We start from the raw sequence: 22,613 nt of genomic DNA, 5'->3' as shown, positions 1-22,613 counted from the left end.
GGGGCGGGAGAGGCGGCTGGTGCAGACGGTTTCTCCCACGGCTGCGGGCCCGCCGGCGGTGCGGTCAGCGCTGCTCGTCGACCCAGTCGCGCGGCGGGTACAGCGGGATGGCGCGGACGTCGTCGTCGCGCACGGCCTCGGCGCGCGCGACGGGGATCTCGCCGGTGTCGCCGAGCATCCGGGGCGGGACGAGGTTCGAGCTGCGGTACCAGGTCTCCGGCTGCGAGACGGGCATCGGCGGGTGGCCGGCCGGGGAGACCTCGACACCACCACCCGGCGAGGTGGGGCCGCTCCCCTCGGGCCCGGGGCCCCGCCCGCGCGGGGGCCCGCCGCCGTCGTCACCGTCGTCCGGGTCGTCGTCGCGGCGCCGCGGGCGGCGGGGCAGCTTCGGCCAGGACCGCCCTCCGCCGGAACGACGTTCGCGCGGCTTCTCGCCGAAGATCTCGGAGTTGAGCGCGGCGTTGACGTGGTCCGGCTCGGGGATGAAGGTGAGCTCGCGGATGGCCTGCTGCTGGCCGGCGCTCTCGATGATGATCGTGCCGAACCCCAGCAGCTCGCCGAGCAGGGTGCGCCGGTACGTCATGTCGGTGACCTTGGTGAGGCGCATCATCGGCACGCTGACGTCGAGCACCCCCTCGTGCTTGAGGATGCGCTTGTTCGTGACGACGATCCACCGGTAGCGGCGCTGCAGCTCGGCCCACCCGAGCCGGACGAGGCCGACCAGCAGCACGATGCCGGTGAGCCGCAGGACCTGCTCCGCGACGTGCAGCCCGGTGTCGAACCAGAGGTAGACCACGAGCGCCGCGACCGGCCACAGGGCCTTGCGGACCAGCACGGCCGGGTGCTGGCGGGTGCGGATGACGATGCGCTCGCCCTCGGCGAGCTGGCGCTCGAGGCTGCGGGCGACCCGCCCCGGCATCGCCTCGAGGTCGACCTCGACGCTGTCCGGGGTCCCGTCCGTGACGGAGTGGGCCCGGCGCACCGGTCAGCCTCTCAGCAGGCTGTCGAAGAAGCGGCCGATGTTGCTCACGCCCCCGGCGATCACGTCCCACGCCGAGCCGAAGATGTTCGCGGCCGAGTCGGGGGAGGTGAGGATGGCGTAGAGCAGGAAGACGACGACGAGCCACATCACGATCTTCTTGACCGGGGGCATGGCGAGGTCCTCCTGCGTGCGGGCGCGCCCTGTGCACGCCACGCCGACGATGGTCCCAGATGTGACTCGTGTGACGGATGAGGCCCGCGGACCGGGCGTGTCGGGGGGTGGGGGCGGCGGGCGCCCCAGCGGCTACTGCGCGACGCCGTAGAGCCGGTCGCCGGCGTCGCCGAGGCCCGGGACGATGTACCCGACCTCGTTGAGCTTCTCGTCGATGGCTCCCGTGACGAGGGTGACCGGCGCGCTGAGGTCGGCGACCGACTCCTCGAGGTGGGCGATGCCCTCCGGAGCGGCGAGCAGCGTGACCGCGGTGATGTCGTCGGCGCCGCGCTCGACGAGGTAGCGGATGGCGTCGGCCATCGAGCCGCCGGTGGCGAGCATCGGGTCCAGGACGTAGACCTGCCGGCCGGAGAGGTCGTCGGGGAGGCGGTTGGCGTAGGTGACGGCCTCGAGGGTCTCCTCGTCGCGCTGCATCCCGAGGAAGCCGACCTCGGCGCTCGGCAGCAGCCGCACCATCCCCTCGAGCATGCCCAGCCCGGCGCGCAGGATCGGCACGATGAGCGGCTTGGGGTTGGAGAGCTTGATGCCCGTCGTCGGCGCGACCGGGGTCTCGATCTCGAACGGCTCGATGCGCACCTCGCGGGTCGCCTCGTAGGCGAGGAGGGTCATCAGCTCCTCGGCGAGGCGCCGGAAGGTGGGGGAGTCGGTGCGCTTGTCCCGGAGGTAGGTCAGCTTGTGGGCGATGAGCCGGTGGTCCGGGTTGATGACGCGCATGGGTGAAACTTAGCGCGTGACGCCGCCGCCCGACCCTGCCGACCTGGTGCTGATGCGCCGGGCGCTGGCGCTCGCGGAACGGGCCCTGGACTCCGGTGACGTGCCCGTCGGGGCGCTGGTGGTCGGGCCGTCCGGCGAGGTGCTCGGGGAGGGCTGGAACGTCCGCGAGGCCGAGGGCGACCCGACCGGTCACGCCGAGGTCGTCGCGCTGCGGGCTGCCGCCCGCGCGCTGGGGTCATGGCGGCTCGAGGGCTGCTCGCTCGTCGTGACGATGGAGCCGTGCCCGATGTGCGCCGGCGCGCTCGTGCTGGCACGGGTGGCGCGGGTGGTCCTCGGTGCCTGGGACCCCAAGCTCGGCGCCTGCGGGTCGGTCTGGGACGTGCCGCGCGACCGGCGGGTGACGCACCGTGTCGAGGTCGTCGGCGGGGTGCTCGAGGAAGAGTGCGGGGCGCTCGTGCGCGCCTTCTTCGCAGGTCACCGCTGACGTCGTCGTAGGAGCGCCGACAATTCGCGTGCACCTGTGTCGAAACTCTGTCGAACCTTGCGCTACGGTCGGTGACGCACCGGCCCCGGACCGTGGGTCGGTCTCTCGACGAAAGGGCTCACCCCCATGGGCATCATCGGCTGGATCATCATCGGCGGCCTCGCCGGCTGGATCGCGAGCAAGATCATGAACACCGACGCGCAGCAGGGCATCATCCTCAACATCGTCGTCGGCATCATCGGCGCTCTCCTCGGTGGCTTCCTCCTCGGCGTCTTCGGGGTGGACATGGCCGGGTCGGGGCTCATCGCGAGCTTCCTCACGGCACTCGTCGGAGCATGCATCCTGCTGTTCGTCGTCAAGGCCGTCACGAAGCGCGCCTGACGCCCGACCAGCCGCCGGTGCTCCACCGGCCGTGCCGACGCCGCCCCGCTGCCACGGGGCGGCGTCGTCGCGTGCGGGGTCCGCGTCCCACCCGATTTCGGGCCGTCGCCGCCGCTCGGGTAGCCTCTCCGGCGGTGGCGTGTCCGAGCGGCCTAAGGAGCACGCCTCGAAAGCGTGTGAGGGTGCAAGCCCTCCGTGGGTTCAAATCCCACCGCCACCGCCAACGGAAACCCGGGAGCTCGCTCCCGGGTTTTTCCGTTGGCGGATGGCGGTGAGATGCCGGCGGGTCCCACGTTCTGCGTGGGCGCGGCAACGCACGCGGGCGACGAAGGAGCCCCGCGGGTGACCGCGGAGTCCCACCACCACCGCCACCTCGCGCGGAGTCCCACCGCCACCACCCGGCCGGTCGAGGTCGTCCGACCTGCGGATGGATGGCCCGGCGCATCGGCATGTCGCGCGACCTCGAGTCGCCGAAGTCAGGGCCACGACGCCGGCGGGCATCCATCCAGTGCACAGCCCTCGCCCGGCGCGCGTCCAGCCGCCGCACAGCCGGGAGGCGGCAGGATGGCCCCGTGCTCTCCAGCCTCCTCGAGCAGATCCTCGGCCAGCCCGCGTGGGTCGTCTACCTCGTCGTCGGGGCGCTCGTCTTCGTCGAGGACGCGCTCTTCGTCGGCTTCGTGGTCCCCGGTGAGACGGCGGCCATCCTCGGCGGGGTGACGGCGGCCATCGGCCACACCTCGCTGACCTGGGTCGCGGTCATCGTCGTCGCGGCGGCCGTCGTCGGGGACTCGGTCGGCTACGAGGTCGGCCGCGTGCTCGGCCCGCGGCTCGTCGAGCTCCGCCCGCTGCGCAAGGCCCGGCCGCGGGTCGAGGCGGCGCAGGCCTTCCTCGTGCGGCGCGGCGCGGCCTCGGTCTTCCTGGCCCGCTGGACCGCCTTCCTGCGGGCGGTCGTGCCGGCGCTCGCCGGCTCCTCGCGGCTGCCGTACCCGACCTTCCTCGTGTGGAACGCGCTCGGCGGCCTGGCCTGGGGCCTGACCTGCGTCGTCGGGGGCTACCTCGCGGGCCGTTCCTACCAGCGGCTGGAGTCGTGGCTGGGCACCGGCGCCCTCGTGGTGGTCGGGGTGGTCGTGCTCGGGGCGGTCGTCGTGCACCTGCGCCGCCGCCGGGCGGAGCGCACGAGCGCCGCCTGACCCGTCAGGAGGCGGTGGCCGAGGGGGCCGGGCACATCGGGAGCACCGAGGTGTCGGTGGTGACCGGCTTGAGGGTCTTGAACGTGCGGCCGAGCGCGACGTCGACGGTGGCGTCCTTGCGCTTGTCGGCGACGACCTTGGTGCCGTTCGGCATCGAGGACGCGACGAGCTTCGCGGCGGCCGAACCCTTCGGCCCGTGGCGGACCTCGGCGACGGCCGGGACCTTGCGGCTCGTGGGGTCGTTGGCGATCTTCCCGACGACGAAGCCGCGGTCGCCGATGAGCTTGGCGGTGCTGCCGGCGAGGCCGCTGCGGTCGGTGGCGTTGTAGACGTTGACCGTGACCTCGTCCGGGGTGACCTCGTTCGGGTCGAAGGGGCGGCAGGTGGGCGCCGGCGGCCGGGCGGCGCGCGCCTTGGCGTCCTCCTGGTAGTAGGAGAGGCCGTACCAGAAGGCGAAGAAGAGGCCGAGCAGGACGACGCCGAGCGTCATCAGTGACCGGCGGCGGCGCTGGCGCGCGGCCACCGAGGCGGGCGACTCCGTCGTGTACTCGCTCATGGGCGTCCTAGAGCGTGAGCACCCGGGCGTGGAGGGTGGGGCGCTGGTGCAGGGCCGCCCGCAGCGCGCGGTGCAGGCCGTCCTCGAGGTAGAGCGTGCCCTCCCACTCGACGACGTGGGCGAAGAGGTCGCCGTAGAAGGTGGAGTCCTCGGCGAGCAGCTGCTGCAGGTCGAGCTCGCGCTTGGTGGTGACCAGCTCGTCGAGGCGGACGAGCCGTGGGGGCACGCCGGACCACTGCCGCCCCGAGTACCCGTGGTCCGGGTAGGGGCGGGAGTCGCCGACGGCCTTGAAGATCACGCCACCACTGTAGGGCGACCCCCCGGCGGGACCACGGTGCGAAACCCCGGGCGCGCACTAGATTGGCGATCGTGAGCGACAGCAGCAGCCTCATCGACGAGATCCGCGCCGGCTACGGGTTCGAGGGCCCGGCGCTCGAGTTCGGGGCGGCGGTCATCGACGGCACCGCCCATCCGGACGCGCCGGTGCGCATCCCGATGGCCGCGATGAACCGGCACGGCCTGGTCGCCGGCGCCACGGGAACCGGCAAGACCAAGACCCTCCAGCTGATGGCCGAGCAGCTGCTCGAGCAGGGGGTGCCGGTCTTCCTCGCCGACATCAAGGGAGACCTCTCGGGGATGGCCAGCCCGGGCGTGCCCAACGACAAGGTCGCCGCCCGCGCCCAGGACGTCGGGATGGCGTGGGAGGCCACCGCGTACCCCGTCGAGTTCTACTCGCTGGGCGGGCAGGGCAAGGGGGTGCCGATCCGGGCGTCGGTCTCGACCTTCGGCCCGACGCTGCTCTCGAAGGTGCTGGGGCTCAACGCGACCCAGGAGTCCAGCCTCGGCCTCGTCTTCCACTACGCGGATGCGCGCGGCCTCTGGCTCGACACGATCGCCGACCTGCGCGCCGTCGTGCAGCACCTCACCTCCGACGAGGGCAAGGCCGACCTCAAGGAGCTGGGGGGCCTGTCGTCGGCGACGGCGGGCGTCATCCTCCGCGAGCTGATCACCTTCTCCGACCAGGGGGCCGACGCGTTCTTCGGGCTGCCGGAGTTCGACACGGCTGCGCTGCTGCGCACGGCGGCCGATGGTCGCGGTCTGGCCTCGATGCTCGAGCTGCCGGCCGTGCAGGACCGCCCGCAGCTGTTCTCGACCTTCCTCATGTGGCTGCTCGCCGACCTCTTCCACGACCTGCCCGAGGTCGGCGACCTCGACAAGCCCAAGCTCGTCTTCTTCTTCGACGAGGCGCACCTGCTGTTCAACGACGCCTCGAAGGACTTCCTCGACGCCATCCAGCAGACCGTGCGGCTCATCCGGTCCAAGGGGGTCGGCGTCTTCTTCGTGACCCAGTCGCCGAAGGACGTGCCCGCGGACGTGCTCGCCCAGCTCGGCAACCGGGTGCAGCACGCGCTGCGCGCCTTCACCCCCGACGACGCCGCGGCGCTCAAGGCCGCCGTGAAGACCTACCCGAGGACCGGGTACGACCTCGAGGAGCTGCTCACCCAGCTCGGCACCGGCGAGGCGGTCGTCACCGTGCTGTCCGAGAAGGGTGCGCCGACCCCGGTGGCGTGGACCCGGATGCGCGCGCCGGAGTCGCTGATGGCGCCCTCGCCGGACGCCCTCATCGACTCCACGGTGGCCGCCTCGCCGCTCTCGGCGCAGTACCGGGACGCCGTGGAGCGCGAGTCGGCGGCCGAGATGCTCGGCAGGGCGACGCAGGACAAGGCGGCAGCGGATGCCGCGGCGGCGGCGGCCGCCGAGAAGGCCAAGACCGATGCGGCGGCGGCCGCCGAGGCCGAGAAGGCCCGGGTCGCCGCGGAGAGGGCGGCCGAGAAGGAGCGCGCGGCGGCCGAGAAGGCGCGGGCGGCGGAGGAGCGCAAGCGGGCCGCCGAACCGGGGATGGTCGAGCAGGTCGTGAAGTCCTCGGCGTTCCGCTCGATGCTGCGCTCGGCCGGCACCGCGCTCGGCCGCGAGATCACTCGCTCGATCTTCGGCACCTCCCGCAAGCGCTGACCCGCTGGTCCGGCCCCTGCGGCGACCGGCCGACGACACGATGCGCGCTCCGTGGCCGGCGCGCCGCACGCGTGACGTCCTCTCCGACGCTGCGTGTCGTCCGTCGGTCAGGCGGCGAAGCAACCGGTGCACCGGGACCTCGACGCCACGGCACGCACGAGGAGCCGGTGCAGGCGGTCGGGTTCGCTCATCGCCATCCGCCAGGGCACCCGGACGACGAGCCACCCGTCGACGCTGAGGCGTGAGTAGCGCTCGCAGTCGCGCGCGAAGTCCGCAGCACCGGAATGGAACTCGCTGCTGTCGGCCTCGATGACGATGCGCAGCCGTTCGTCGGCGAGGTCCACCCGCCCGACGAACCCGTCGACGTCCCGGATGGCGACCTGGGGACGGACGTGCAGTCCGGGCACGCCGAGCGCGACCGCGCGCACGACCGACTCGAAGGGCCCGTGGGCGAGCTCGGACCCCGCGTCGAGCACGGCCCCGACGCGTCGGCGCAACCGACCCGGCACGTCGTCGAGGTCGTGCAGCCCGCGCAGGTCCGTGTCGTGGTCCCGCAGTGCCGAGTCGACGACGCACAGGGCCTCGTCGAAGGGCAGCAGGGCGCAGCAGTCGTGCACCGTGCGGACCGGTGACGTCACCCACCCGTCGACCCGGTGGTGCGCGGGGACGTCCCGCCACCGCACGTCGTGGAGGGCGCGTGCCTCGTCGGGCACCTTCCGGCCGCGGGGGACGGCCACCTGTGGGAGCTCGGGAGGTGCCTTGAGGGCCCAACCCCAGTGCGCCGCCGCGCTGAGCAGCATCGCCGTGCCGGTGAGCTGCTGCGCCGCCGCCCGGGCCGGCGCCGTGACCGGCAGGGCGTAGCGGCCCCGTGCCACGCGGACGAGGGACCCGTCCGCCACCGCGCGGTGCAGCGCCGAGCGCCCGACGACGTCGACCACCTCGTGACGGCCGGCGATGCCGCCGAGACGCCGCACGACGTCCGCTGGGTCCATCCGGCGAGTGTGCCCGGACCGGGCATCCCCACCGCCGGGTTACCCACAGCCGTCGGACGGACGACACGATGTGCCCGCGAGGTGGCCGGTGCAGCACACTGCTCACCAACGACGGGCGCTTCGTGTCGTCGGCCGGTCCGGTGTGGGGCGGCCGCGACGGGTCAGGGGGTCGGGGTGAGGGTGAGGACGGCGCGGGCGTAGGCGCACTCGAGGTCGGCGTCGGTGACGCTCTGCACGTACCCCGGCCGCACCGCGTAGGTGACCTCCCAGCCGCCCTCGGTGCGGCGCACCGCCTCGAGCCGGTCCCCGAGCAGCCCGCGCAGCTGGTCCTCGCGGGGCAGCCAGAGCGCCTGGTCGAGGGTGACGGAGTCCAGCGCCCACTCCGTCGTGCCGTTGAAGCCGAGCAGCGAGCGCCCGCCGTAGGAGTGCACCTCGACGGTGAGGTCCGAGATCCAGAAGACGTCGCCGGTCAGCAGCTCGGCGTCGATGACGAAGCGGTCGCCCGGGGCCGGCTCCCAGAGCACGCCGGAGCCGACGAGGTCGCGGGCCAGCTCGATGGAGATCACGGCTCCATCCTCACCCACGGACGCCGCGGGCGGGGCTCAGCCGAGCAGGGCGGTCAGGCCGACGATGATCGGCACGCAGCCGACCGTCGTGACGAGGATGGTGTCGCGTGCCAGCGTCGTGGCCCGCTGGTAGCGCGTCGCGTGGACGAAGATGTTCTGGGCCGTCGGCAGCGCCGAGCAGACGACGACGGCGAGCAGCGGGTGCCCGTCGAGCCCAAGCGCCAGGTGGGCCACCGCCCAGACCACGAGCGGCTGGACGGCGAGCTTGAGGACCGACGCCAGCCCGACCTCGCCGAGCGGCACCCCACCGCCGAACCCCGGCCCGAGCCGCAGCGCCACCCCGTAGGCCAGCAGCATCGCCGGCACGGCCATCGCCCCCACGAGCTCGACGGGCGAGGCGACGAGCAGAGGCAGCTGCCATCCCGTGACCGACAGGACGACGCCCACGAGCGTGCCGATGGTGAGCGGGTTGGTCAGCGGCCGCCGCAGCAGCAGCCCGATCGATGGCCGCCGGCCGCGTACGTCGGCGTCGAGGAGGGCGAGCGCCAGCGGCTGCAGGACGAGGAGCTGGAGGAGCAGCGTCGGTGCGACGAAGGCGGCGTCGCCGAGCATGTAGGCCGCGACGGGCAGCCCGAGGTTGCCGGCGTTGACGTAGGACGATGCCAGCGCCCCCACGACCAGCTCGCCGCTGCCGCGCCGCCACCGCCGACGGGCCACCAGGGCGTACAGCGCAGCGGCCGCCACCACCCCCGCAGCCGTCGCAACGAGGTTGCGGGACAGCACGTCGTGGACGTCGGTGCGCGCCAGTGTCGTGACGAGCAGCGCCGGCGAGGCCACGAAGAAGGCGACCTTGCTGAGCACCATCTGGGCCTCGATGCCGACCACCCCGAGGTGTGCGACGAGGGCGCCGAGCCCGATGACGGCGGCGATGGTGACGAATCCGAGGAGGACGCCCTGCACGCCGCCATGCTGCCCTCCGGACCGGTGCGCCGCAGGCGGGTCCGTCAGCCGGTCAGCCCGGTGGGCGCAGCACGCCGGCCAGCGCGTCGAGGACGGAGGCGTCCTCGATGGTGCCGGGGACGTTCGGCGTCTTCCCGTCGGCCATCTCGCGCATCGTCTTGCGCAGGATCTTCCCCGAGCGGGTCTTCGGCAGCGCCGCGACGATGTCGACCTGCTTGAGGCTGGCGACCGCGCCGACCTCGTCGCGCACCCGCTGGACGAGCTCGGCCCGGATGCGCTCGCCGTCGGTCTCGGCGTCGACGCCGCCCTTGACCACCACGAGCCCTCGCGGCACCTGACCCTTGAAGTCGTCGGCGACCCCGATGACGGCGCACTCGGCGACGGCCGGATGGCCGGCGAGTGCGGCCTCGATGGAGCCGGTCGACAGCCGGTGACCGGCGACGTTGAGCACGTCGTCGGTGCGGCCCATGACGTACACGTAGCCGTCCTCGTCGACCATCCCGCCGTCACCGGTGAGGTAGTAGCCGTCGTAGACCGACAGGTAGCTCGCGACGTAGCGCTCGTCGTCCTGCCAGAGCGTCGGCAGCGTGCCGGGCGGCAGCGGGAGCCGGATGGCGATGGCGCCCTCGGTGCCGGGGGGCACCTCGCGCGCCGACTCGTCGAGCACCCGCACGTCGTAGCCGGGTACCGGTACGGACGGCGAGCCGGCCTTGATCGGAAGGGGTTCCAGGCCACGGAGGTTCGCGGCGACGGGCCATCCGGTCTCGGTCTGCCACCAGTTGTCGACGACCGGCACGCCGAGCACGGACGATGCCCACTCGTAGGTGTCGGGGTCGAGCCGCTCGCCGGCGAGGAAGACGGTCTCGAGCGAGGAGCGGTCGTGCTCCTTCACCCGTTCACCGGACGGGTCCTCGCGCTTGATGGCGCGGTAGGCCGTGGGTGCGGTGAACATCGCCTTGCACCGGTACTGCGAGACGACCCGCCAGAACGCGCTCGCGTCCGGCGTGCCGACCGGCTTCCCCTCGTAGAGAACGGTGGTCGCGCCGGTGAGCAGCGGGGCGTAGACGATGTAGGAGTGGCCGACGACCCACCCGACGTCGGACGCGGTGAACCAGACGTCCCCCGGGCCGATGTCGTAGACGTTCTCCATCGACCACCGCAGCGCGACGGCGTGGCCGCCGTTGTCGCGGACGATGCCCTTGGGCCGGCCGGTCGTGCCTGACGTGTAGAGGACGTACAGCGGGTCGGTGGCCTCGACGGGCACCCAGTCGGCCGGCTCGGCGTCGGCGTCGACCTCGTCCCAGGTCATCTCCTCCCATTCCGTGTCCCGCACACCGACGTCGGCGAGCGCCTGCTCGCGCTGCAGGACGATGACCGCCTCGGGCTTGTGGCTGCTGCGGTCGAGGGCGCCGTCGAGCATCGGCTTGTACGGCACGACGCGCGAGGGCTCGATGCCGCAGGACGCCGACACGATGACCTTGGGCTGCGCGTCCTCGATGCGGGCCGCGAGCTCGGCGGGCGCGAAGCCTCCGAACACGACCGAGTGGACGGCGCCGATGCGGGCGCAGGCGAGCATCGCGACGACCGCCTCGGGGACCATCGGCATGTAGACGACGACCCGGTCGCCCTTGTCCACGCCGAGCGAGGCCAGCGCGCCGGCGAAGCGGGCGACGCGCTCGAGCAGCTCGGCGTAGGTGAACGTCGCCGAGGTGCCGGTGACGGGGGAGTCGTAGTGCAGCGCGGCCTGGTCGCCGCGCCCGTCGCGCACGTGCCGGTCGAGGGCGTTGAAGCAGGTGTTGAGGGTGCCGCCGCGGAACCACCGGTAGAACGGCGGGTTCGAGTCGTCGAGGACGGTGGTGGGCTCGGTGACCCACTCGATGCCGGAGGCGGCCGCGCCCCAGAAGGCGGTGGGGTCGGTGATCGACTGCTGGTGGGCCGCTGCGTAGGCGCCGGTGCTCATGGCGTCATCGTCGCGCCGGCGCGGGTGGGCCGTCCACGGCTCGTGACCGACGTCTCCGTGGACGGCTCCCCGCGTGCGCCGAGCGGGGGAGCGGTGCCGCTCAGCCCCAGTTCTCGGCCTTGGTCAGGCAGAACGGGTGGCCGCTGGGGTCGAGGAGGACGCGCCAGGTCTCTCCCGGCTGCTCGTCCGGCAGCGTGCCGCCGAGCCCGACGACCTCCTGCGCCGCGGCGTCGAGGTCGTCGACCGCGAGGTCGAGGTGGAACTGCTTGCTGCCGTGCTCGTTCGGCCAGCCCGGCGCCACGTGTCCCTCGACGAGCCCGAGCCCGAGGGCGATGCCTCCGGGGCCGCTGAGCATCGCGTACTCGTCCTGCTCGTGCGCGACGTCCCAGCCGAGCACGCCGGCCCAGAAGGCGCAGTCGCGGCGGACGTCGGAGCTGTCGAGCGTGAGCATCTTGAGGGTGGCGGTCGCCATCGTCGGGTCCTCTCGTCGGGTCGGTGTGTCACCCATCCTGCCTAGGCTGGCGCCGTGCCGGATAGGACAAACGCGACGGCCTCGACGGCCGGGGTGCTGCGCCCCGACGAGTTCGCTCGGCACGTCACCCTCGAGCGGTCCGCGGCGGGGTCCGCCGTGGCCCCGTGGGTCGAGAACCACTGGGGCCTGCGCTGGGCGCTGCCCGAGGGCCGCTGGTTCGTCAGCGAGGTGCTGCCCCACCCCACGTGCTCGCTCACCGTCGAGGTCGGCCACCGCCGGGCCGGGATGCCCGACGGCGAGAGCGTCGTCGTGACGGGTGTGTGCACGCGCCGCTTCGACGTCGAGATCCGCGGCGAGGGCGTGGTCCACGGGGTGCGGTTCCGGCCCGGCGGGCTGACGGCCCTGACCGGGCGCGCGGCGTCGGGATGGGTGGACCGCTCGGTGCCGGCCCGCGGCCTGCTGCCCGACGACCTCGTCGACCGGCTCGCCGACCCCGGGCTCGTGGCCGACCCCGCGGCCTGGCGGGCGACCGCCGAGGAGGGGCTCGCGGCGTGCGCGCCGGCGCCCGACCCGCGCCACGCGGAGCTGCTCGCGCTCGTCTCCGACCTGCTCGAGGACCGCACGCTGCTCACCGTCGCCGATGTCGCCGCGCGACACGCGACGACGCCGCGCAGCCTTCAGCGGCTCTTCACGCACTACGTCGGGGTGGGGCCGAAGTGGGTGCTCGCGCGGTACCGGATGCACGACGTCGTCAGCGCCCTCGACGACGGCTATGACGGCACGCTGACCGACCTTGCCCACCGGTTCGGGTGGTACGACCAGGCCCACTTCACCCGCGACTTCACCGCGCTCGTCGGCGTCACGCCGGGCCGCTACCGCGACGCACGCGCCTGAGCGAGGTCGGCCGGGTCGAGGTGATGCCGTCGCCTCGGGTGGTCCGGTCCCACCGCGAACCGCCGGATGCCGGGCGCTCCCGTTGCCGGATCGCCGAAGCGTGACTAAGTTACGTCATGTTGCACGACGACGTGAACAAGTTACGCACTGGAGGAACCGTGACCTCGACCCTCTCCCGCCGCGCCGCCCTGACCGGCACGATGGCCATCGCCCTCGCCGGAGCCGGCGCCCCGATCGCTGAGGCCGGTGGCCGCGGCCCGGGCCACGGCCATCACGGCCACCACGGCTGGGTCGCCTCGACCCTGGCCCGGATGACGTTGCGCGAGAAGGTGGGTCAGCTCTTCGTCCAGCAGGTGTACGGCAGCACCGCGACGACCGCGCGCACCGAGAACACCGCTCTCTACGGGGTCGCCACACCGGCCGAGGTCGTCCAGAAGTACGCGCTCGGCGGCGTCATCTACTTCGCCTGGACCGACAGCGTGCAGAACCCGGACCAGATCACCGCCCTGAGCAACGGCGTGCAGCACGCCGCCCTGACCCGTCGCTCGAAGGTCCGCGTCCCGCTGACCGTCGGCATCGACCAGGAGCAGGGCGTCGTCACCCGCATCGGCCCGCCGGCCACCCAGTTCCCCGGCTCGATGGCCCTCGGTGCCGGCCGCAGCACGAAGGACGCGCGCACGGCCGCCGCCATCACCGGCGAGGAGCTGCGCGCGATGGGCATCACGACGAACTTCGCGCCCGACGCCGACACCAACGTCAACCCGCTCAACCCGGTCATCGGCACCCGCTCGTTCTCCTCCGACCCGGCGCTCGCCTCGCAGATGGTCGCCGCGCAGGTCGTCGGCTACCAGCGCGACGGCGGGGTCATGGCGGCCGCCAAGCACTTCCCGGGCCACGGCGACACCGCCACCGACAGCCACGTCGCCTTCCCGGTCATCACCCACACCCGCGAGCAGTGGGAGACCATCGACGCCCCGCCGTTCCGTGCGGCGATCGAGGCCGGCATCGACATGGTGATGACCGCGCACCTCGCCTTCCCGGCGCTCGACGACAGCGGCGACCCCGCCACGCTGAGCAAGCCCATCCTCACCGGCCTGCTCCGCGAGGAGCTCGGCTTCGAGGGCGTCATCATCACCGACTCCCTCGAGATGCAGGGCGTGCGCGACAAGTACGCGACGAGGAGGTCGCCGTCCGGGCCCTCGAGGCCGGGGTCGACCAGCTGCTCATGAGCCCGGCGCTGCCGAAGGCCTTCGAGGCCGTCGTCGCCGCGGTCGAGTCCGGCCGGATCAGCAAGCGCGACCTCGACGCCAAGGTCCGCCGCGTCCTCACCCTCAAGGCCGAGCGCGGTGTCGTGCGGCGCCCGTGGTCCGACCCCCGGAAGGTCGACGACGTCGTCGGCACCGCCGCGCACCTGGCCGTCGCCGACGCGGTCTCGAACCGCACGACGACGCTCGTCCGCAACGACGACGGCGTCCTGCCGATGAAGGTGTCCGGCAAGAACCTCCTGGTCACCGGCTACGGCGAGACGACGACCAAGACCCTCGCCGACGGCCTCGCCGCCCAGGGCGCGAAGCCCACCGTCCTCGTCACCGGCACCTCGCCCACGGACGCCAAGATCGCCGAGTCGGTCGCCGCGGCAGCCGGCAAGGACGCCGTGGTCGTCACGACGATGAAGGCCTGGGACACCGCCGTCACCGACAAGACCCGCGGCCAGCAGAAGCTCGTGGCGGCGCTGCGGCAGACCGGGATCCCCGTCGTCGTCGTCGCCACCCGTGACCCGTACGACATCGCCTACCTGGGCGACACCGAGACCTACCTCGCGACGTACAGCTACAGCCCGGTGGCGCTCCAGGCCGCGGCGCGCGTCATCGCCGGTGCGGTGCAGCCCACCGGGAAGCTGCCCGTCGACATCCCCGCCGCGGGCGACCCCGACACCGTCCTGTACCCGTTCGGCTTCGGCCTCGGCTACTGACGCCGCCCACCCCGAGACCAGGAGAGACCGCATGACCTCGCTGGACCGCCGCACCCTCTTCGCGGCCACCGCTCTCGGCGCCACCGCCGCCACGGTGGGGGCCGCCGCCCCCGCCTCCGCCACCCCCGGCCGGGGCCACGGGAAGGGCGTCCTCCCCGGCGCCGACCGCGCCGCCGCCGACCGTTGGAAGGTCCTGCGCGGCCGGAAGGTCGGGGTCGTCACCAACCCGACCGGCGTCCTGAAGAACCTGCACAGCATCGTCGACGAGATGCACGCCTCGGGCGCCGTCGACCTCAAGGCCGTCTTCGGCCCCGAGCACGGGTTCCGCGGCACCGCGCAGGCCGGCGAGGCCGAGGAGACGCACACCGACCCGCGCACCGGTGTCACCGTCTACGACGCCTACGGCGCGACGGCCGACTCGCTCACCCGCATGGTCCGCGAGGCCGGCGTCGACACCCTCGTCTTCGACATCCAGGACGTCGGCGCACGCTTCTACACCTACATCTGGACGATGTACACGGCGATGCGCGCGGCCCTGCGCGCCGGCGCCGAGTTCGTCGTCCTCGACCGCCCGAACCCGATCGGCGGCACCGCCCGCGGCCCGATGATGACGACCGCGTTCACGACCGGCGTCGGCGCCAAGGAGATCGTCCAGGCCCACGGCATGACCGTCGGCGAGCTGGCCCGGTTCTTCGACGGCGAGTTCCTCGAGGCCGAGGAGGGGAAGACCTTCGGCGAGCGGCTGCACGTCGTCGAGGTGTCCGGCTGGACCCGCGACACGGTCTTCGCCGACACCGGCCTGACCTGGGTGCTCCCGAGCCCGAACATGCCGACGCCCGACACCGCGTCGGTCTACACCGGGACCTGCCTGTTCGAGGGCACGAACCTCTCCGAGGGGCGCGGCACCACCGCGCCGTTCCAGCTGGTCGGCGCGCCGTTCGTCGACAACCGCTGGGCCGAGCGGCTGGAGGCGCGCGGCGTCCCCGGCGTCGCCTTCCGCGAGGCCTATTTCAACCCGGTCGTCAACAAGTTCGTCGGCCAGGTCTGCGGCGGCGTGCAGGTGCACGTCACCGACCCCGGTCGCCTCGACGGACCCCGCCTCGGCGCCGAGATGCTCGTCGCCGCCAAGGCGCTCTACGCCGACTTCGCCTGGCGCAAGGACAGCTACGATCCGGCGCGCCCGTACTGGATCGACAAGCTGACCGGCTCGCCGCGGCTGCGCGAGATGGTCGACGCCGGCGCCTCCGCCGACGAGGTCGTCGGCGCGTGGAAGGCCGAGCTCGCCGCCTTCGACCGCCGCCGGAAGCAGTACCTCCTCTACCGCGGCGGCCGACGGTGAGCCGCGCCACGGCTCGCGGCACGCGCCGCCGGGCCTGGGCCGTCGTCGCGACCTCCGGGGTGCTGGCCGCCTCGGTCGCGACGGCCGCACCCGCGACCGCGAACGACTTCGACCGACCCGAGAAGGGGTTCATGCCCGCCAGCACCGTCCTGCGCGACCGCGCCCCGCAGCAGGTCGGCCTCGACCCGGCACCCATCGCCGAGGCCGAGCGCCTCATCGCCTCCCACGAGGAGGCGCCGGCACCGGACGGACACCCGATGTACGCCGGCGCGGTCGGTGTCCTGGGTCACGACGGGGCCGTCGTCGCCCGGCACGCCAGCGGCTGGGCATCGCGCTGGAAGGACGCCACGACCGAACTGCCCCGCGACCAGTGGGAGCCGATGCGGCGGGACACCGTCTTCGACCTCGCCTCGGTCAGCAAGCTCTTCACCTCGCTCGTCACCGTGCAGCTCATCGAGCAGGGGAAGGTCTCGCTCGACGCCCCGGTCGCCACCTACCTGCCCGAGTTCGCGGCGAACGGCAAGGAGTCCGTCACCGTCCGCCAGCTGCTGACGCACACCTCGGGCTTCACGTCCTGGCTGCCGCTGTGGTCGAAGTACCCCGACGAGGCCTCGCGGATCAAGGCCGTCATGGACCAGCCGCCGACCAACGCGCCCGGCTCGACCTACCTCTACAGCGACCTCAACCTCATCACCCTCGGCGTGATGGCCGAGCGGCTGACCGGCGAGCCCCTCGACCGGCTCGTCCACGAGCGCATCACCGCGCCCCTCGGGATGCGCGACACCGGGTACAACCCGACCGACCCCTCCCGCACCGCCGCCACCGAGTACCAGACGGCGCCGCCGCGCGGGATGGTCCGGGGCGAGGTGCACGACGAGAACGCGTGGTCCCTCGGCGGTGTCGCCGGGCACGCCGGCGTCTTCTCGACCGCCGACGACCTCGCGGTCCTCGCCCAGACCCTGCTCAACGGCGGCACCTACCGCGGGCACCGCATCCTCGACCGGAAGAGCGTCGAGCTCCTCGTCACCGACTTCAACGGTGCCTTCCCCGGCGACGCGCACGGCCTCGGCTTCGAGCTGGACCAGCGCTGGTACATGGACGGGCTCTCGGGCCCGCGCACGGCCGGCCACACCGGCTACACGGGCACCTCGATCGTCATCGACTTCGACAGCCGCTCCTTCGCGATCCTCCTGACCAACCGGGTCCACCCCTCGCGCAGCTGGGGCAGCAACAACCCGGCGCGCCAGGAGTGGGCCCGCGGGCTCGCGCAGGCGATGCCGGTCGAGCCGCGGCACGGGCGCACCGCCTGGTCCGCCGGCGGCACCAACGCGACCACGGCCACGCTGACGGCGCCGGTCGAGGTGCCGGCCGGCGGCGCGCGCCTCGGCTTCGACCTCTTCGTCGACACCGAGGAGACCGACGTCCTCACCCTGGAGACCTCGGCCGACGGCGGAACGACCTGGGCGCCGCTGCCCTTCACGCTGCGCGAGCGGGGTCCGGCGCGCACGACCGACGGCACCGTCTCCGGCTACCACGAGCGCCGCTGGATGCAGGCCCGCGCCGAGCTCGCGCCCGGTGCCGGGCTGGTGCGCTGGCGGATGACGACCGACGCGGTCTACCTCGGCCGCGGCGTGCTCGTCGACGGCGTGCGCGCGACGGCGGGGCACCGCGTGCTGCTCGACGGCGAGCGCCGCCCGTCCGCGTTCGACCCCCGCGGGTGGAGCGTCGTGCACCGCGGGTCCTAGGTTGTGCCCATGGCCAGCCAGCCCCTCGACGGTGCACCCTCCCTCCTCGTCCGGCTCCGCGGCGTCCGGCCCTCGCTCTCCCCGGCCGAGGACCGCGTCGCGGAGCAGGTCCTCGCCGACCCGCGCGCGGCCGCCGGTCTGACGATCAGCGAGCTCGCGGTGGCGGCCTCGACCTCGGAGACGACCGTCCTGCGCTTCTGCAAGCGGCTCGGCCTGCGCGGCTACCCGCAGCTGCGCATCGCGCTCGCCGAGGCGTCCACGGGCGGACGCCCCACCACGGCGCCGACGAGCGACATCAGCGACGAGGACAGCGTCGACGACGTCATCGCCAAGGTCGCGCACGCCGACGCGAGCGCGGTCGACGAGACGGCGCAGACCATCGACCGCGAGGCGCTGACGGCGGCGGCCGAGGCCATCGCGCGGGCGACGCGCGTCGACGTCTACGGCATCGGGGCCAGTGCCCTCGTCGGGATGGACCTCCAGCAGAAGCTGCACCGCATCGGCTCGATGGTGTTCTGCTGGAACGACCCCCACATCGCCCTGACCAGCGCCACGCTGCTCGGCCCGGGCGACGTCGCCATCGGGGTGTCGCACTCGGGCACGACCACCGAGACCGTCGAGGCCCTCGAGCTGGCGCGCTCACGGGGGGCGACGACGGTCGCGATCACCAACTTCCCGGTGTCCCGACTCGCCGAGGTGGCCGACCACGTGCTCGCGACCGCGGCCCGCGAGTCGAGCCTGCGCTCGGGTGCCACGGCCAGCCGGATCGCGGCGCTGACCGTCGTCGACTGCCTCTACATCACGGTCGCCCAGCGCGACCTGGCCCGGGCCCGCTCGGCGGTCGAGCAGACCCGCCGCGCCGTCGCCGGGCACCACGTCCGTTACTGATTCACGGCGTTGACGTCCAGCGCGGAGGAAAGTAACATCGGCCGGGTGAGCACCGAGGCCACCGTCATCGCCCCCACCGAGGAGCGGCACCCCGGCACCGTGGGCATCGACGCCCTCGGCACCCTCGACGTGCTCCGGCTCGTCAACGCCGAGGACGCGCTCGTCGCGCCGGCGGTCGCGGAGGTGCTGCCCGCGCTGGCCGCCCTCGTCGACGCCACCGTCGACGCGCTGCGGGCCGGCGGGACCGTCCACTACGTCGGCGCGGGGACCTCGGGTCGCCTGGCCGTCCTCGACGCCGCCGAGCTGCTCCCCACCTTCAACGCCCCGCCCGGGCTGTTCGTCGCGCACCACGCCGGTGGGCCCGAGGCGCTGCTGCGCGCGGTCGAGAACGTCGAGGACGACGCGGACCGGGGGAGGGCCGACCTCGATGTCGTCGGCGGGGGCGACGTCGTGGTCGGCCTCACCGCCTCCGGGCGCACGCCCTTCGTCGGTGGTGCGCTCGCGATGGCCCGTGAGCGCGGCGCCGTGACGGCCCTCATCACCGCGAACCCGCACCCCGAGCTGGCCGTGCTCGCCGACCACCTCCTCGCCGTCGACACCGGCCCCGAGGTGATCACCGGGTCCACGCGCCTCAAGGCCGGGACCGCTCAGAAGCTCGTGCTGAACGCGTTCTCCACCGCCGTGATGATCCGCCTCGGCCGCACCTGGTCCAACCTGATGGTCGACGTCGTCGCGACGAACGCCAAGCTGCGCGGGCGCGTCGTGCGCATCCTGCGCGAGGCCAGCGGCGCCGACGAGACCGAGGCGCGCGCGGCCCTCGAGGCCACCGGCGGTGAGCTCAAGCCCGCGCTCGTCCTCCTCCTCGCGGGGGTCGACGCCGCCACCGCGCGGGCCGCCCTCGCCGCGCAGGACGGCTCGGTCGCCCGCGCCCTCACCGCCGTCGGCGGCGTCCCCGCGGCGCCCGCCTCGGCGGCGGCCAGCGCTGCCGCCGCCTCCCGAACCATCCGGCCCCTCGCCCACGTCCCGACAGGAGATCTCGCATGACCACCCGTTCCTCCCGGAGCCGCCTCGCGCTCGCGCTCGGCGCCGGCGTCCTGGCCCTCGCCGCCTGTGCCCCCTCGTCCTCCTCGGGCGGTGACGGCGACGGTGACGGCACGACGCTGTCCGTGTGGTCCTGGCGGGTCGAGGACAAGGCCGCCTACGACAAGATCTTCGACGTCTACGAGAAGGCCCACCCGGGCGTCACCGTCGACTTCAAGCCGTTCAAGGCCACCGAGTACAACAAGATCCTCGCCACCGGCCTCGCCGGCTCCGACGGCCCGGACGTGCCGCAGGTGCGCTCGTACGGCCAGCTCCAGGGCACCGTCGCCTCGGGCTCGCTGGTGCCGCTCGACGACGTCGTCGACCTCTCCTCGTGGGACGAGAACGTCGTCGCCAGCGCCAAGGGCAAGGAGGACGGCAAGATCTACTCCGTCCCGCTCGCGCGCCAGGCCACGGTGCTCTTCTACGACAAGAAGCTGTTCTCCGACAACGGCATCCAGCCGCCCACCACGTGGGACCAGTTCATCGCGGCGAACGAGACCTTCCTGGAGAAGGGCATCACCCCGCTGGCCGTCGGCGCCAAGGACGACTGGACCCTGCCGATCGTCCACGAGGTGCTGGGGGGTGCCCGCTTCGGCGGCACCGACTTCCAGAAGGCCGTCACGTCGGGCCAGAAGGACTTCACCGACCCCGACTTCGTCGCCTCCGTCGAGGTGCTCAAGCAGCTCGAGAAGTACATGCCCAAGAGCGTCACCGGGGTCGCCGTCACCGACGCGATGACCCTCTTCACCTCCGGCAAGGCCGCGATGTACCCCGGTGGCTCCTACGACCTCGCCACCCTCCAGAAGGGCAACCCGGAGATGGAGATCGGCGTCATGCAGGTCCCGCCGCCCACCGGCGCCCCCGCCGGCGCCACGGCCACGACGGCCGGCTGGGCCGACGGCAACTTCGCGGTCAACAGCAAGTCGCCGAACAAGGCGGCCGCCACCGAGCTCGTGAAGTGGATGGCCACGCCCGAGTTCGGCCAGCTCGTCGCCGACGAGGTCAAGCAGATCTCCGCGGTCCCCGGCGTCACGTACTCCGACCCGGTGCTCAAGCAGGTGTCCGACGACTACGACAAGACCGGGTCGCCGTACCTCCTGCTCACCGACTTCCGCTACGGCAGCCCCAGCGGCACCGACCTGCTCGGCAAGGGCGCCCAGGAGCTCTTCCTCGGCAGCAAGGACGCCAAGACCGTCAGCACCGAGCTGAACTCCGGTGTGATGACCTGGTTCACGCCGACCAGCTGAACCACCCCGGACCACCCCGGCGGCCGGAGCCCACGAGGCCCGGCCGCCGGGTGAGCCGGGTCCGCCCCACCCCCTCCCACCCCCCGGAAGCCATGAACCGACGCACCGGACTCCTCTTCGTCACCCCGGCCCTCGCGCTGTTCGGGGTCTTCGTCCTCTACCCGATGGTCACCGCGTTCTCCTACGCGTTCTACGAGTGGCAGGGGACGGCCCGCGGCGGCTTCGCCGGGCTGGAGAACTTCACCGCCCTCTTCACCCGTGCGCCGTTCACGACCGACCTGCCGCGCGCCCTCCTGCACAACGTCCTCTTCTTCGTCGGGACGATGCTCGTGCAGAACACGATCGGGCTCAGCGTCGCCTTCCTCCTGCACCGCCGGGCCCGCACCCGGCGTGCGCTGCAGACGCTCTACGCGATGCCCTACCTCGTCAGCCCGATCGTCATCGGCTACCTCTGGACGCTGCTGCTCTCGCCGACCTTCGGCCCGGTCAACACCCTGCTCACCAAGGTCGGGCTGGAGTCGTGGGCGCTGCCGTGGCTCGGCGACCCCAGCACCGCGCTCTGGGTCGTCATCCTCGTCAGCGTCTGGCAGTGGATCGGGTTCCCGGTGCTGCTGTACGGCGCGGCGCTCGGCGGGGTCCCCGAGGAGCTGAGCGAGGCCGCGCGCGTCGACGGCGCCTCGAACCTGCAGACCTTCCGCCGGGTCACCTTCCCGCTGCTCGTGCCGGCGGTCGGCACGGTGAGCGTGCTGACGTTCATCTTCGCGATGGAGGCCTTCGCGCTGCCGTACGCCTTCGGCGGCTCGACCGGCAACCCCGCCGGGTCGACCGACTTCCTGTCGCTGCTCTTCTACCGGACGGCCTTCGACTCCGGCGCGACCGACGCCATCGGCACCTCGTCGGCGCTGGCCACGCTGCTCTTCGTCCTGATCTTCGGCGGCGCCTACGCCGCGACCGCCGTCCTGCGGCGCCACGAGCGGAGGATCACCTCATGAGCGTCGTCCCCGCGGGCATCGGCACCGCCGACGAGCCGGCCGTCGACGCCGACCCCACCCTCGCCGGCTCCGGCGGACCGGGGTCCGGCTCGGGTTCCTCGCGCCGTGGCGGCACCCGGGGCCGGGCCACGCCGGTCGGCGGCCGCACGGCCAGCGTGCTGCTCTGGGTCTACGCGGCCTTCGCGCTCATCCCGCTGCTGCTGATGCTCAGCAGCTCCTTCCGCAGCAACGGCGACCTCATCTCGAACCCTCTCGGGGCGCCGTGGCCGCTGTCGTTCGACGCCTACCGCGAGGCCTGGACCGCCGGGAACTTCGCGACGTACTTCGGCAACAGCCTGCTCGTCACCATCGGCGCCGTGGTGCTCTCGACCGTCGTCTCGACGATGGCCGCGTACGCGCTGGCCCGTTCTCGCGGACGGCTGTTCCGCTGGCTGGAGTCCCTGTTCCTCTCCGGTCTGATGCTGCCGATCCACCTCGCCATCCTGCCGATCTTCTACCTCTTCGACGGCGTCGGCCTCGTCGACTCCCGGCTCGGCCTGGCGATGCTCTACGGCGCCTCGGGCGTGCCGTTCTCGATCTTCGTCCTCACCACGTTCTTCCGGCAGCTGCCCGAGGAGCTCGAGGAGGCGGCCACCCTCGACGGCGCCAGCCCGTGGCAGACGTTCTGGCGGATCATGGTGCCGCTCGTGCGGCCGGCCCTGGCCACCGTCGCGGTCTTCCGCTTCGTGCCGATCTGGAACGACTTCCTCTTCCCGCTCGTGCTCCTGCGCGACGACGCCAAGTACACGCTGCCCGTGGGCCTCACGCAGTTCTTCGGCGAGAACGCGACGAACTACTCGGCGGTGTTCGCGGGGCTGGTCATCACCACGTTGCCGCTCATCGTGCTGTTCCTCGTCGCGACCAAGCAGATCGTCGCGGGCTTGACCGCCGGCATGTCGAAGTGATCGGCTCG

General features: G+C 73.0%; 23 protein-coding genes, 1 tRNA gene and 1 pseudogene. 15 read left to right on the top strand and 10 right to left on the bottom strand.

Annotation, left to right across the window (positions count from 1 at the left end):
* Positions 1-64 precede the first annotated feature (64 nt).
* From ACQZ2A_RS03340 to upp, 3 genes are all read right to left on the bottom strand, one after another.
* Positions 65-982 carry a PH domain-containing protein gene (locus ACQZ2A_RS03340; protein ID WP_430207139.1) on the bottom strand — a complete coding sequence of 306 codons (918 nt, stop codon included), beginning with the start codon at positions 980-982 and terminating at the stop codon, positions 65-67.
* A 3-nt stretch (positions 983-985) separates the two neighbouring features.
* A complete protein-coding gene (locus tag ACQZ2A_RS03335; protein ID WP_430207137.1) occupies positions 986-1,195 on the bottom strand; it encodes a hypothetical protein in 210 nt (69 codons plus the stop codon).
* A gap of 90 nt (positions 1,196-1,285) precedes the next feature.
* Positions 1,286-1,927 (bottom strand): uracil phosphoribosyltransferase, encoded by a 642-nt coding sequence (gene upp, locus ACQZ2A_RS03330; protein ID WP_430207135.1) that lies wholly within the window; start codon positions 1,925-1,927, stop codon positions 1,286-1,288.
* A 52-nt stretch (positions 1,928-1,979) separates the two neighbouring features.
* Here upp and ACQZ2A_RS03325 point away from each other — a divergent pair, with 52 nt between their 5' ends.
* The 4 genes from ACQZ2A_RS03325 (at position 1,980) to ACQZ2A_RS03310 (ending at position 3,982) form a co-directional block, all read left to right on the top strand.
* Complete coding sequence (locus ACQZ2A_RS03325; RefSeq protein ID WP_430207526.1) at positions 1,980-2,411, top strand: nucleoside deaminase; 432 nt, start codon at positions 1,980-1,982, stop codon at positions 2,409-2,411.
* A 126-nt stretch (positions 2,412-2,537) separates the two neighbouring features.
* Positions 2,538-2,792, top strand: coding sequence for a GlsB/YeaQ/YmgE family stress response membrane protein (locus ACQZ2A_RS03320; protein ID WP_430207133.1), 255 nt, complete (start codon positions 2,538-2,540; stop codon positions 2,790-2,792).
* A 133-nt stretch (positions 2,793-2,925) separates the two neighbouring features.
* A tRNA-Ser gene (locus ACQZ2A_RS03315) sits at positions 2,926-3,015 on the top strand.
* Positions 3,016-3,364: 349 nt separating this feature from the next.
* Positions 3,365-3,982: a DedA family protein gene (locus ACQZ2A_RS03310; RefSeq protein ID WP_430207131.1), complete on the top strand. Its 618-nt coding sequence runs from the start codon at positions 3,365-3,367 to the stop codon at positions 3,980-3,982.
* Positions 3,983-3,986: 4 nt separating this feature from the next.
* Here the strand turns inward: ACQZ2A_RS03310 and ACQZ2A_RS03305 are convergent, their stop codons facing one another.
* Complete coding sequence (locus ACQZ2A_RS03305; protein ID WP_430207129.1) at positions 3,987-4,538, bottom strand: LytR C-terminal domain-containing protein; 552 nt, start codon at positions 4,536-4,538, stop codon at positions 3,987-3,989.
* Between the two features lie 7 nt (positions 4,539-4,545).
* Positions 4,546-4,836 (bottom strand): type II toxin-antitoxin system VapB family antitoxin, encoded by a 291-nt coding sequence (locus ACQZ2A_RS03300; protein ID WP_430207127.1) that lies wholly within the window; start codon positions 4,834-4,836, stop codon positions 4,546-4,548.
* 71 nt (positions 4,837-4,907) lie between these two features.
* Between ACQZ2A_RS03300 and ACQZ2A_RS03295 the strand changes: the two genes are divergently transcribed.
* Positions 4,908-6,551 carry a helicase HerA-like domain-containing protein gene (locus ACQZ2A_RS03295; protein WP_430207126.1) on the top strand — a complete coding sequence of 548 codons (1,644 nt, stop codon included), beginning with the start codon at positions 4,908-4,910 and terminating at the stop codon, positions 6,549-6,551.
* Between the two features lie 107 nt (positions 6,552-6,658).
* Here ACQZ2A_RS03295 and ACQZ2A_RS03290 read toward each other — a convergent pair whose 3' ends face one another.
* The 5 genes from ACQZ2A_RS03290 to ACQZ2A_RS03270 all read right to left on the bottom strand — a co-directional run bounded on the left by ACQZ2A_RS03290 (position 6,659) and on the right by ACQZ2A_RS03270 (position 11,501).
* Positions 6,659-7,543 carry a type IV toxin-antitoxin system AbiEi family antitoxin domain-containing protein gene (locus ACQZ2A_RS03290; RefSeq protein ID WP_430207124.1) on the bottom strand — a complete coding sequence of 295 codons (885 nt, stop codon included), beginning with the start codon at positions 7,541-7,543 and terminating at the stop codon, positions 6,659-6,661.
* A gap of 161 nt (positions 7,544-7,704) precedes the next feature.
* Complete coding sequence (locus tag ACQZ2A_RS03285) at positions 7,705-8,109, bottom strand: hypothetical protein (protein ID WP_430207122.1); 405 nt, start codon at positions 8,107-8,109, stop codon at positions 7,705-7,707.
* A gap of 36 nt (positions 8,110-8,145) precedes the next feature.
* Positions 8,146-9,069 carry an AEC family transporter gene (locus ACQZ2A_RS03280; protein WP_430207121.1) on the bottom strand — a complete coding sequence of 308 codons (924 nt, stop codon included), beginning with the start codon at positions 9,067-9,069 and terminating at the stop codon, positions 8,146-8,148.
* Positions 9,070-9,121: 52 nt separating this feature from the next.
* On the bottom strand, positions 9,122-11,029 hold the full coding sequence (locus ACQZ2A_RS03275; RefSeq protein WP_430207119.1) for a propionyl-CoA synthetase: 1,908 nt from the start codon (positions 11,027-11,029) through the stop codon (positions 9,122-9,124).
* 100 nt (positions 11,030-11,129) lie between these two features.
* Positions 11,130-11,501, bottom strand: a complete 372-nt coding sequence (locus ACQZ2A_RS03270; protein WP_430207117.1) for a VOC family protein — start codon at positions 11,499-11,501, stop codon at positions 11,130-11,132.
* A gap of 54 nt (positions 11,502-11,555) precedes the next feature.
* Here ACQZ2A_RS03270 and ACQZ2A_RS03265 point away from each other — a divergent pair, with 54 nt between their 5' ends.
* From ACQZ2A_RS03265 to ACQZ2A_RS03220, 10 genes and pseudogenes are all read left to right on the top strand, one after another.
* A complete protein-coding gene (locus ACQZ2A_RS03265; RefSeq protein ID WP_430207115.1) occupies positions 11,556-12,395 on the top strand; it encodes a helix-turn-helix domain-containing protein in 840 nt (279 codons plus the stop codon).
* Between the two features lie 116 nt (positions 12,396-12,511).
* Positions 12,512-13,668: pseudogene (locus ACQZ2A_RS03260) on the top strand (glycoside hydrolase family 3 protein); the annotation flags it as partial.
* Between the two features lie 207 nt (positions 13,669-13,875).
* Entirely contained in the window at positions 13,876-14,367 is a 492-nt protein-coding gene (locus tag ACQZ2A_RS03255; protein WP_430207523.1) for a glycoside hydrolase family 3 protein, read from the top strand.
* 31 nt (positions 14,368-14,398) lie between these two features.
* Positions 14,399-15,706, top strand: a complete 1,308-nt coding sequence (locus ACQZ2A_RS03250; protein WP_430207113.1) for an exo-beta-N-acetylmuramidase NamZ family protein — start codon at positions 14,399-14,401, stop codon at positions 15,704-15,706.
* Positions 15,703-17,451 carry a serine hydrolase gene (locus tag ACQZ2A_RS03245; protein WP_430207111.1) on the top strand — a complete coding sequence of 583 codons (1,749 nt, stop codon included), beginning with the start codon at positions 15,703-15,705 and terminating at the stop codon, positions 17,449-17,451. Before ACQZ2A_RS03250 ends, ACQZ2A_RS03245 begins: the two co-directional genes overlap by 4 nt.
* Positions 17,452-17,460: 9 nt before the next feature.
* Positions 17,461-18,339, top strand: coding sequence for a MurR/RpiR family transcriptional regulator (locus ACQZ2A_RS03240; protein WP_430207109.1), 879 nt, complete (start codon positions 17,461-17,463; stop codon positions 18,337-18,339).
* A gap of 45 nt (positions 18,340-18,384) precedes the next feature.
* Positions 18,385-19,383, top strand: a complete 999-nt coding sequence (locus tag ACQZ2A_RS03235) for an N-acetylmuramic acid 6-phosphate etherase (RefSeq protein WP_430207107.1) — start codon at positions 18,385-18,387, stop codon at positions 19,381-19,383.
* Positions 19,380-20,669: an ABC transporter substrate-binding protein gene (locus tag ACQZ2A_RS03230; RefSeq protein ID WP_430207106.1), complete on the top strand. Its 1,290-nt coding sequence runs from the start codon at positions 19,380-19,382 to the stop codon at positions 20,667-20,669. The genes ACQZ2A_RS03235 and ACQZ2A_RS03230 overlap by 4 nt, the downstream gene beginning before the upstream one ends.
* Positions 20,670-20,761: 92 nt before the next feature.
* The gene (locus ACQZ2A_RS03225; RefSeq protein WP_430207104.1) at positions 20,762-21,661 is read left to right on the top strand and encodes a carbohydrate ABC transporter permease; all 900 of its coding nucleotides are present in this window, start codon (positions 20,762-20,764) and stop codon (positions 21,659-21,661) included.
* On the top strand, positions 21,658-22,605 hold the full coding sequence (locus ACQZ2A_RS03220) for a carbohydrate ABC transporter permease (protein ID WP_430207103.1): 948 nt from the start codon (positions 21,658-21,660) through the stop codon (positions 22,603-22,605). Before ACQZ2A_RS03225 ends, ACQZ2A_RS03220 begins: the two co-directional genes overlap by 4 nt.
* Positions 22,606-22,613 lie beyond the last annotated feature (8 nt).

The sequence above is a fragment of the Phycicoccus avicenniae genome (assembly GCF_050496545.1).
Taxonomy (GTDB): Bacteria; Actinomycetota; Actinomycetes; order Actinomycetales; family Dermatophilaceae; genus Phycicoccus; species Phycicoccus avicenniae_A.
Note: the sequence above shows the minus strand (reverse complement) of the source record. Positions and strands in the feature narration are given on the sequence as shown.

Excerpts from the sequence above, each read along its gene's own strand:
- ACQZ2A_RS03250 (WP_430207113.1), top strand. The coding sequence starts at position 14,399 with ATGACCTCGCTGGACCGCCGCACCCTCTTCGCGGCCACCGCTCTCGGC.
- ACQZ2A_RS03225 (WP_430207104.1), top strand. The coding sequence starts at position 20,762 with ATGAACCGACGCACCGGACTCCTCTTCGTCACCCCGGCCCTCGCGCTG.
- ACQZ2A_RS03325 (WP_430207526.1), top strand. The coding sequence starts at position 1,980 with ATGCGCCGGGCGCTGGCGCTCGCGGAACGGGCCCTGGACTCCGGTGAC.
- ACQZ2A_RS03305 (WP_430207129.1), bottom strand. The coding sequence starts at position 4,538 with ATGAGCGAGTACACGACGGAGTCGCCCGCCTCGGTGGCCGCGCGCCAG.
- ACQZ2A_RS03220 (WP_430207103.1), top strand. The coding sequence starts at position 21,658 with ATGAGCGTCGTCCCCGCGGGCATCGGCACCGCCGACGAGCCGGCCGTC.
- upp (WP_430207135.1), bottom strand. The coding sequence starts at position 1,927 with ATGCGCGTCATCAACCCGGACCACCGGCTCATCGCCCACAAGCTGACC.
- ACQZ2A_RS03230 (WP_430207106.1), top strand. The coding sequence starts at position 19,380 with ATGACCACCCGTTCCTCCCGGAGCCGCCTCGCGCTCGCGCTCGGCGCC.
- ACQZ2A_RS03275 (WP_430207119.1), bottom strand. The coding sequence starts at position 11,029 with ATGAGCACCGGCGCCTACGCAGCGGCCCACCAGCAGTCGATCACCGAC.
- ACQZ2A_RS03255 (WP_430207523.1), top strand. The coding sequence starts at position 13,876 with ATGAAGGTGTCCGGCAAGAACCTCCTGGTCACCGGCTACGGCGAGACG.
- ACQZ2A_RS03240 (WP_430207109.1), top strand. The coding sequence starts at position 17,461 with ATGGCCAGCCAGCCCCTCGACGGTGCACCCTCCCTCCTCGTCCGGCTC.
- ACQZ2A_RS03270 (WP_430207117.1), bottom strand. The coding sequence starts at position 11,501 with ATGGCGACCGCCACCCTCAAGATGCTCACGCTCGACAGCTCCGACGTC.
- ACQZ2A_RS03320 (WP_430207133.1), top strand. The coding sequence starts at position 2,538 with ATGGGCATCATCGGCTGGATCATCATCGGCGGCCTCGCCGGCTGGATC.
- ACQZ2A_RS03290 (WP_430207124.1), bottom strand. The coding sequence starts at position 7,543 with ATGGACCCAGCGGACGTCGTGCGGCGTCTCGGCGGCATCGCCGGCCGT.